Source organism: Domibacillus antri (assembly GCF_001936625.1).
GTDB classification, from domain to species: domain Bacteria; phylum Bacillota; class Bacilli; order Bacillales; family Domibacillaceae; genus Domibacillus; species Domibacillus antri.
In genome coordinates, this window is record NZ_MSDU01000059.1 from 1 (window position 1) to 8,897 (window position 8,897).

Below are 8,897 nucleotides of genomic sequence, written 5' to 3' on the forward strand. Positions count from 1 at the left end.
ACGGGTGGTCTACCGAGCTGTTTGGCCGACATGTCGAGTTCACGTGCTTATTCGGTGACACCCGTTCCGCCATCTATGACCAGCGTGACCGCCTGAAGTTTAAAGGCTTTATCAAAGGTTCTTCCCATCATTGACACTCCTTCTGATTCGTCTTTTTATTATAACGTCTCAATTCGGTGTGTCCATTAAACATACTAGCATCATATTGACCATTTTAAATCTGTGAACGATCAATACGGACATTTAGCAGGGGACGAGGTATTAAAATTTGTTTCAAAGTTGGTGGAGAAAGAAACCAGGGAAAGTGATTTGTGCTTTCGAATAGGCGGCGAAGAGTTTTTGATCGTTCTTCCGGGAACCGATATTGAGATCGCCCAAACCATTTCAGAAGGAATAAGAAGAAAGATGGAAACAACTATTAGCCCTACAGGAAAGCCGATTACAGTTTCAATTGGAATCGGAAACTTGCCAAAAATGACAAATCATTTTACCGACCTATTAAACATTACTGACCAAGCATTATACAAAGCAAAACAAGAGGGCAGAAATAAAATAGTCGTTGCAAACAGTTTGAACAATAATGATTAATACATTGTCGATTGTGAACAGGAAGCTGCCCGTTTTAGGCGGCTCTTTTTGCGCTCGTCGGTTTAGTTTTAAGCAAGTTTGACGTGGTTGACGCGGGTGAATATCAGCGCGTTGTCGATGCGATTATTATGAATCCAATAACACCGGGCGTCGGGGACGGGCCGTAGATGATAGCATATAATAAAAAGAGATACGGAGGAGATTGCAAATGAGTAAAGAAATCATTGTAGTCGTTGATTTTGGACACGGCCTGCCCGATCCCGGCGCGGTCCGGTTCGGGCAGGAATATCTGTATACCGCCATGATCGGCCGCGAAGTCGCTAAGCGTCTGCCGGATAGTGTTAAAGTAGTCTTTACCCGCACGACAGATAACGCGTTGAATCCCGACAAAGAACAGGACCTTGCCTCTAGGTGTGCGATTGCTAATAAAGCAGAAGCAGTTCTGTTTGTCAGTATCCATCTTAATGCCGGCGGTGGAACAGGTTATGAAACGTTTGTCTATTCGTCATCAGACGAAGATAAAGCAATTCATGCGGAAATCGTGAAAGTGCTAAAAAAATACGGATTACAAGACCGAGGCATTAAAATACGCACGGAACTAGATGTGCTAGAATACACGAAAATGAAAGCTGTTATTCTCAAATGCCTGTTTATCGATAACAAGTCCGACATGGATAAAATGAATAACCAGACGTTTTTTAATGAATTCTGCCAGGCGGCGGACGGGATAGCAAAAACAGTGGGTGTTACGCCAAAAAGTACAGGTACTTTACCAAAAAAAGAAGAGACCATAGCGGAACAGGAACCATCGCCGTTTGCGGCGAAATCATGGAAACATATGACAGAGATGGGCATTACAGACAGAAACCGGCCGCAGAATCCGATCACGAGACAAGAAGTTGTTGTTATGCTGGATCGTTTGTATGATGAGCTGAAGAAATGACGCAAGAATACCCCGATTTTGCAGCCGGGGTTATTATTTGTGCGAAAAAAGCTGAGAGTTGATTTTTGCATATCAATAATACTTAACTGTCATTAAGCTCATATTGTTGTAAAAGAAATGATCCAAGAAAAGAGAGTTGTTTACATGCCGTCATACAGTATGAAGGAGATTAGGACACAGTTAAAATGGATCGGACGATTTTGGGAAGTTAGGAAGATGAAGTACTTTTTATTAAAGGTTGGAACAATCCCATGAGAAGGATCAGGTAGAAGTAAAAGAGTAAAGAGTATCAGTTGGTCATTTTTGGAACCATTTATTGTAGGATTAAGATTAGGCTCTGCTGGTTGAGCGGGGCATTTTTTTAATGCATAGGACTTGTTTGACTAAAAGACACTACAGTCAATCTCACTCAGAATATGAAAAATAAGACTTTTAACCCCTTTTTTACTATTTGTCGAAAAAACAGGTTTATTGGAAAAATAACCATGATATATTGGAGTAGACAACAAAAAAGAGGTGAGGAAAGTGCTGAAGGAATTTAAAGAGTTTGCAATGCGGGGCAACGTGATTGATCTTGCAGTCGGGGTCATTCTTGGGGCAGCATTCGGAAAAATTGTTTCTTCTCTCGTGGCAGATATCATTACTCCGTTAATCGGTTTATTGATCGGAGGTATTGATGTTTCCGGCCTGTCTTTTACATTCGGTGATGCGGTTCTGAAATATGGCGTGTTTATGCAAACAGTCATTGATTTTGTTATTATTGCGTTTTCTATTTTCATCTTTATTAAACTATTCAATAAAATTTATACCCGTGAGAAAAAAGTTGAAGAAGATCCCCCTTCTTTAACAAAAGAAGAGGAGCTTCTAACAGAAATTCGCGATCTATTAAAATCAAACAAGATTTAAGCCAGTCCGGACAGAGGTCCGGACTTTTATTATAGTAATTCTCAAGAAGAGACATCAGATAAAATCATTTAGAGGAGGAAAAAATATGAGTAAAGATGAAAGCACTTTGAATGACGGATTTGATAATAATAAAAGGTCAACAGATAATTCTTCCGAGGCAACCAACACTCCGGAAGAATTTGTGGTCGACAGAGAAAGACTAAATAAAAGCGAATTTCATGGAACAAATAGTGGAAAGTACGGTAAGGTTCCAAACGAACCGAAAATATCAGAATAAGTAAGATAAATAATTATATTAAGGAAAGAAATTATTCTTCTTTGATATGGGGAATTGAAGCATGAGTGAATATAAAGTTTGACTTGACAGTAAAAATTTATCTGGCTTTGATGATTCCTATGACCAATATATTTGTCATGAAGAACAGGTGCTTCCTTACGGGATGAGCACCCGTGATGGATACAGGCAGTATGCATTTGATTCAACACAGTGCTGTAACTATCCTCTTCTTTCGATGTGTACTAAAGGACAAAAGCACACGAAGCTAATTCAGTGAAGCCTCGCATAAGCAGACCATCCGATCTATTATAACCCGTAAAACTAAGTAATCTATGCAAATCTAAAGAGTAGAATTTGAACTCGTTTATGCGGAGTCAAAAGAGAAGCATGGCATGCTATGGATAATACTCTGTAAGCTGAGAAATTATCCAGGCATATCATGCTTATTATTGCTTCAATCAACTTTAAAAAATGGCAATCAGGCACTGAATGTCATAACGCTAGCTTAAACAGAAAGGTGCAGGGGTACCAAAGGGCAAAGCTGCTTCGAAGCGTAGGTTTAATAAGCAGGTTTTTCGGTGGTCTAAACTACTTTATTTAAGTCTTCTTTTTTATTAAAAACTCACAGAGATTTAAAAAATAAAATAAAACTAACGGAAAATATTGTAGTACAATTGAATCATGTCTTTTTTCATTATGTTGAATAGGACAGACTTTTGAAAAAAAGGGTTCTGCACCAAAGGGTTATGATTTAATCATGTATGGCATTAAATGATAAGATTTTTGAAAACCTTTTTGGTAGTTATATTTTTTGCTTTGAGGTGAGGGAAAATGGAAACATTAAAAGAAATACCCGTTAAAATTTGGCTGATTGTTATCTTTTTTTTATTTATCCCATCGGCATTTGACATAATGTTCCAAAGTGCTTTTGAGACTGCTTGGCTTTTACAATTAATATCAATTCATTTGGTCATTACTTATTTAAAAGGTATTGGTGGAATTATCATTTGTTTGTTAACAATAATGATTCATCTTATACGTACAATTATAGAATGGGATAACGCAGATGAATGGGGTTCTTATGATGTAGAAATATTTTTAATGGCTACAGTAATTAAAGTAGTATTTACAATAGTATCAATTTATCAACATAAACGAATTTCTCAAAAGCAGCGCGAACTAGAAATATTAAATAAGAAATTAAAGAAAAAGTCTAAAAACCTTAAAACAATGGCTTATCATGATTCATTAACAGGTTTACCTAATCGAAACATGCTTTATAAACACCTAAAAAAAGCGTTGTATCAATGCAAACGGGATAAAGAAAAAATGGCTGTAATGTTTCTTGACCTTGATCGATTTAAATTAATTAATGATACATTAGGACATCCTATTGGCGATGATTTACTAATTCAAGTGACTGATCGATTGCTATCAATTGTCCGTAAGGGTGATGTGGTTGCCCGCCAAGGCGGGGACGAATTTATCATTATGCTTGATGTGATTGAGAAAGATGAAGTGAAACAAGTCGCTGAACGTATCCTTGCTGAATTTTCGATTCCTTTCATTTTAATGGATGAAGAATATGTCATCACCCCAAGTATTGGAATTAGTATGTTTCCATATGATGGCGATGATGTAGAAACACTTATTAAAAACGCAGATACAGCCATGTATACCTCAAAAGAAAGAAAAAACTCTTATCATTTTTTTTCTTCAAAGAACGGAGATGTTTTTGATCGAAGACTAAAACTAGAGAATGGTTTAAGAACAGCCATCTCTAATAATGAGTTTAAGGTATATTATCAACCGCAAGTCGATCTTAATACAGGAGAAATAAAAGCGGTAGAGGCTTTACTTCGATGGAATCATCCTGAATTAGGTTTAATATCTCCAATGGAATTCATTCCCTTGGCAGAAGAAACAGGACATATTATACATATTGGAAAATGGGTTCTTAATATCGTGTGTCAACAAAATAAAGTCTGGCAAAATTCAGGCTTTCCTTCTCTGCGTGTTGCAGTTAACGTATCTAGTGTTCAATTTCAGGATGCTGGTTTCACAGAAGATGTTAAAGAAATATTGAGAAAAAGTCGATTAGCGCCCCAATTTCTTGAATTAGAAATTACAGAGAGCATCATGCAAAATGTTAAAGAAGTATTGCCTATAATAAAGAAATTAAAAGAGATTGGGGTCAAAATTTCAATAGATGATTTTGGCACAGGTTATTCTTCACTAAGTGTTCTTAATCAATTGCCCATTGATTATCTTAAGATTGATCAATCATTTACTAAAGCGGTATTGTCTAGTCCAAATACAGAGGCCATTGTAAAAACGATTATTCAAATGGGACATAGTATGAATTTTATTCTCATTGCTGAAGGGATAGAAAATAAAGAACAGGTTGATTTCTTGGTACAAAATTATTGTCAGATGGGACAAGGGTATTTATTTTCGCGTCCTTTAACAGCAGAAGAAATAATGAGTATATTAGCCACTAAATATAAAATTTAAAAAGACCCAAATCGGTCTTTTTTTCTTTAAAGTTGGAATACAAAAATGCAAAGCAAAACGATTCACCTGCCACTCCTGCATTTTTAGAGAGAGCTGCCATTAATCATTCTTTTAGAAGGAAAGGGATAATGATATAGTTTGCTATATTTATATCTTGAAAGGGGTAGTGATGTGAAAAGCTTTGTCTGTTGGGTAATATCTGTCGGTTTGATGCTGTCGATTTACGAAAATGCCTCGGTCTTTGCTGTTGGTAATGTGGAAAAACAGATGCTCGTTGTTTTTGATGAGGAAACGAGTGAAAAGGAGATTGAGAAAACAGTAGAAGCTGTAGACGGTGATGTGACGGAGACGTTCGAGCAAGTGGCGGTCGCATCCGTTGAGCTGCCGAAAGATTCAATTGATAAGCTCCGGAAAGACCTTCTGTAAAACATGTGGAAGAAGATACGCTCATTCATCTGATCGAGCAGATAGAGGATTGGGGCATTCAGGCCACGAATGTACCGGCTGCCTGGAAATGCGGTTTTACGGGTCAGGGGGTTAAAGTGGCGGTTATTATTCGGGTATCGCACCGCACAGTGATATGACAGTTGCGGGAGGGGGATCAACGGTTAACTGTACCTCTGCATACAGTGATGACCAAGGCCATGGAACACATGTGGCTGGCATAATCGGCGCACAAAATAACAGCTTCGGAGTAAAAGGGGCTGCTTACGAATCGGAACTTTACGCTGTAAAAGCGTTTAATCAAGATGGCGCGGCTTATTTGTCCGATATGATCGAAGGAATCGACTGGTCGATTTCAAATGGAATGGACATCATTAACTTAAGCGCAGGAACGCAAGTAGAATCTGCAGTATTACAATCCGTCGTAGATCAGGCCTATGCAAGCGGCCTGCTTATCGTCGCGGCTGCGGGAAACGATGGAGCGCCAGATGGATTAGAAGACACAGTTGATTTTCCGGCCCGTTATTCGTCGGTTATCGGAGTCGGTGCCGTAGACAGCTATTTTAGTCGAGCCTCTTTTTCATCCACAGGACCGGCTGTTGAGGTAGCTGCTCCCGGCGTAAGAATTCTGAGTACATATTTAGAGGACCAGTATGCTTATATGAGCGGCACTTCCATGGCAACGCCTTATGTAACAGGAAAACTGGCTTTATTGAAGCAGGCTTACCCAAGGCTTACCAATGAAGAGCTGCGACAGGTACTGATTGAGCATACGCAGGATCTGGGGCCAGCAGGAAGAGATCCGTTTTTCGGCTATGGCCTCATTCAGGCTTCCTCATTCACAGAGCCTATAGAATTTAAGGAAGAGAATCCGTTGACTGGCATAACTCTCAGTGCAAATTCCGTCTCATGAGTGCCGGGAGATGCCATCAACGTCACAGCGTCCGCTGCGTACAAAAATGGCGACAGGCAAAACGTGACAAATGGAGCAGCGTGGTCATCGGCCAACACCGATGTCGCAACAGTTGAAGGCGGAAGGGTGGAGCTAAAAGGCTATGGCAGCACGACTATCACGGTGACATACGGGGATCAATCAGCTGTCCTTATCGTAAACGTTCCAGCTCCAGAGCCAGAACCGAATCCTGTCGTCAAACTTGAAGAGAACCAAACCATTCTAATAGGGCAGCCAGGAGATACTATCAATGTCACAGCGTCCGCTACATACAAAAACGGCGACGTGCAAAACGTGACGCATGGGGCAGCCTGGTCGTCGGCCAATACTGCTGTCGCCGTGGTCGAAGGCGGAAGAGTAGATTTAAATGGCTATGGCAGCACAACGATCACGGTCACATATGAGGGTCAATCGACTATGATTGTAGTAAATAGCCCAGAACCACAGCCGGAACCTAATCCCGTCGTCAAAATTGAAACAAATAATGCCTCTCTAACAGGAATAGCGGGAGATACCATCAATATCACAGCATCCGCCACATACAAAAACGGCGAAGTTCAGAACGTGACGAACAGTGCGACATGGTCATCGGCCAACACCGATGTCGCCACGGTTGAAGGCGGAAAAGTGGAGCTGAAAGGCTATGGCCGCACGACGCTAACGATAACATGCGCGGGAGAATCAGCTGTTATTGCGGTAAACGTTCTAAAACGGCTGCCGGAATCAGAACAAGAAATTGGTTCATTCCAAGACGTTCCTTCATTTTATTCTCCGGCCGTAGAATACTTGGTTCGCAACCTAATTACCCGCGGCTTGTCTCTAACAGAATTTGGCGTTCAGAAGGATATTATCCGTGCAGACGCGGCAATTTGGTTAGCCAGAGAACTGAGTTTAAACACAGAAACGGCAGAGTCTTCTGGTTTTGTGGACGTACCACAGCGGGCTGTCAGGGCAGTGAATACCCTAAAAGAGGCAGGGATAATCGGAGGGAACACAAAAAATAGATTCGGTGCCTCTGATCCGCTGACACGCGGGGAAGTCGCTCTTATTTTACAGCGGGCATACCATCTTTCTGGAGACGGGCTGTCATCTTCTTTTACAGATGTATCTTCCCGTTACAAGGCAGCTGTAGATGCTTTGGTTGTACATAACATCACATCTGGTTTTACTGCAACGCAATTCGGGGTTTCTCGTAATATTTCTCGTGGCCAGCTGGCCGTTTTTCTCTATCGTTTGTCATCTGAATAATGTTTATAAGAGTACTAAAATTGAGCTGATACAAAAGCACAAATGCTTCTGCGTCAGCTTGTTTATTGTTGAATTCAGATAGAATTACCATCAATCGAAAAGCTCGGACCTAACGTTCAAGAAGAGATATTAATTAAGATTAAGTCTTTTGATGGCTGGCTGAAAAAAATCGGGTGGTAAAGCGCTTTTGACACAAACTGAAGCCGGCATAATTGCCGGCTGCTACAATGTTAATAATGATTCAAAAAATATAAAAACCAAACCGCGTGATTTTGTTCATCAGCTGAGGCTCTTCGGAATTGTTCTTTAATAAACAGATGATTGGTCTTTCCTGCTATCTCGTTATAAAAATCTACGGTCTCCTGTTCATCCTTAAATGCAGCAAGTATGCCACTCTTAAAATTCGCAGGGCATTGTTCGGTTATTTGTGGAGATGGCTGTTTTGCTGTTAGAGAGGAATAGAGATACGAAAACATTTTAAAGTGTCTAATTTCATCCTGTCTTATTTCGAGGATTTGGTTTTTTATCGCGGTGTTTGGAGCTTGATTTGCTAATTGTTCGTAGCAGTAAATCGCACTGTACTCACCGTTAATAGCTTTTGAAATATCGGTAATTAGTTCTGCGCTTGAAGATGGTTGTACAGCGTAATAATATTGCACTTTGCTCTCCCCCTTTTTTATTAGCGTATGATGGGGGCTGCTTAAATGAATCTTGTCCATAGGGCATACATTGTCGAAGTCTCATTCGCACTACGACATTAATATTAAAAAGTTAAAAACGGGGCTGTTACCAACTTCTGCTTCTTATTCTGTCCTATCCACATATGTGAAATCTTAATATTATATAAATATCATTTGCACCAATATAATGAGGATACATACTCTATAACGAACGTCATTTAGAAATGAAAAAGGAGGAGTTAGGTGTATTACACTGATGGCTATTATGTATACTCCGTTCAAGGTGGAACGCCGCGTGGAATTCCAGATGGAATGCCAGGCAGGTATCCAGGAGGAATGCCAGGC

At 40.1% G+C, this 8,897-nt stretch carries 9 protein-coding genes; 8 read left to right on the plus strand and 1 reads right to left on the minus strand.

The genetic code is table 11. The annotated features are described in order from the left end of the window. The first annotated feature begins 204 nt into the window (after window positions 1–204). The 8 genes from BTO30_RS15785 to BTO30_RS15820 all read left to right on the plus strand — a co-directional run bounded on the left by BTO30_RS15785 (window position 205) and on the right by BTO30_RS15820 (window position 7,872). A complete protein-coding gene (locus tag BTO30_RS15785) occupies window positions 205–588 on the plus strand; it encodes a GGDEF domain-containing protein (protein WP_083632474.1) in 384 nt (127 codons plus the stop codon). Window positions 589–796: 208 nt separating this feature from the next. After that, window positions 797–1,531, plus strand: a complete 735-nt coding sequence (locus BTO30_RS15790) for an N-acetylmuramoyl-L-alanine amidase (RefSeq protein ID WP_075399653.1) — start codon at window positions 797–799, stop codon at window positions 1,529–1,531. 525 nt (window positions 1,532–2,056) lie between these two features. Beyond that, the gene (gene mscL, locus BTO30_RS15795) at window positions 2,057–2,437 is read left to right on the plus strand and encodes a large conductance mechanosensitive channel protein MscL (protein ID WP_075399654.1); all 381 of its coding nucleotides are present in this window, start codon (window positions 2,057–2,059) and stop codon (window positions 2,435–2,437) included. Between the two features lie 85 nt (window positions 2,438–2,522). Further along, the gene (locus BTO30_RS15800) at window positions 2,523–2,714 is read left to right on the plus strand and encodes a hypothetical protein (RefSeq protein ID WP_075399655.1); all 192 of its coding nucleotides are present in this window, start codon (window positions 2,523–2,525) and stop codon (window positions 2,712–2,714) included. Window positions 2,715–3,545: 831 nt separating this feature from the next. Continuing rightward, on the plus strand, window positions 3,546–5,228 hold the full coding sequence (locus tag BTO30_RS15805; protein ID WP_075399656.1) for a putative bifunctional diguanylate cyclase/phosphodiesterase: 1,683 nt from the start codon (window positions 3,546–3,548) through the stop codon (window positions 5,226–5,228). Between the two features lie 171 nt (window positions 5,229–5,399). Next, window positions 5,400–5,654 carry a S8 family serine peptidase gene (locus BTO30_RS15810; protein WP_075399657.1) on the plus strand — a complete coding sequence of 85 codons (255 nt, stop codon included), beginning with the start codon at window positions 5,400–5,402 and terminating at the stop codon, window positions 5,652–5,654. A 154-nt stretch (window positions 5,655–5,808) separates the two neighbouring features. Beyond that, entirely contained in the window at window positions 5,809–6,585 is a 777-nt protein-coding gene (locus tag BTO30_RS15815; protein ID WP_075399658.1) for a S8 family peptidase, read from the plus strand. A 63-nt stretch (window positions 6,586–6,648) separates the two neighbouring features. Continuing rightward, window positions 6,649–7,872 (plus strand): S-layer homology domain-containing protein, encoded by a 1,224-nt coding sequence (locus BTO30_RS15820; RefSeq protein WP_143331994.1) that lies wholly within the window; start codon window positions 6,649–6,651, stop codon window positions 7,870–7,872. Between the two features lie 230 nt (window positions 7,873–8,102). Here BTO30_RS15820 and BTO30_RS15825 read toward each other — a convergent pair whose 3' ends face one another. Continuing rightward, on the minus strand, window positions 8,103–8,531 hold the full coding sequence (locus BTO30_RS15825; RefSeq protein ID WP_075399660.1) for a ferritin-like domain-containing protein: 429 nt from the start codon (window positions 8,529–8,531) through the stop codon (window positions 8,103–8,105). Window positions 8,532–8,897: the final 366 nt, after the last annotated feature.

Coding starts and splice junctions, on each gene's coding strand:
- BTO30_RS15790 (WP_075399653.1), top strand. CDS start 797: ATGAGTAAAGAAATCATTGTAGTCGTTGATTTTGGACACGGCCTGCCC.
- BTO30_RS15800 (WP_075399655.1), top strand. CDS start 2,523: ATGAGTAAAGATGAAAGCACTTTGAATGACGGATTTGATAATAATAAA.
- BTO30_RS15815 (WP_075399658.1), top strand. CDS start 5,809: ATGACAGTTGCGGGAGGGGGATCAACGGTTAACTGTACCTCTGCATAC.
- BTO30_RS15805 (WP_075399656.1), top strand. CDS start 3,546: ATGGAAACATTAAAAGAAATACCCGTTAAAATTTGGCTGATTGTTATC.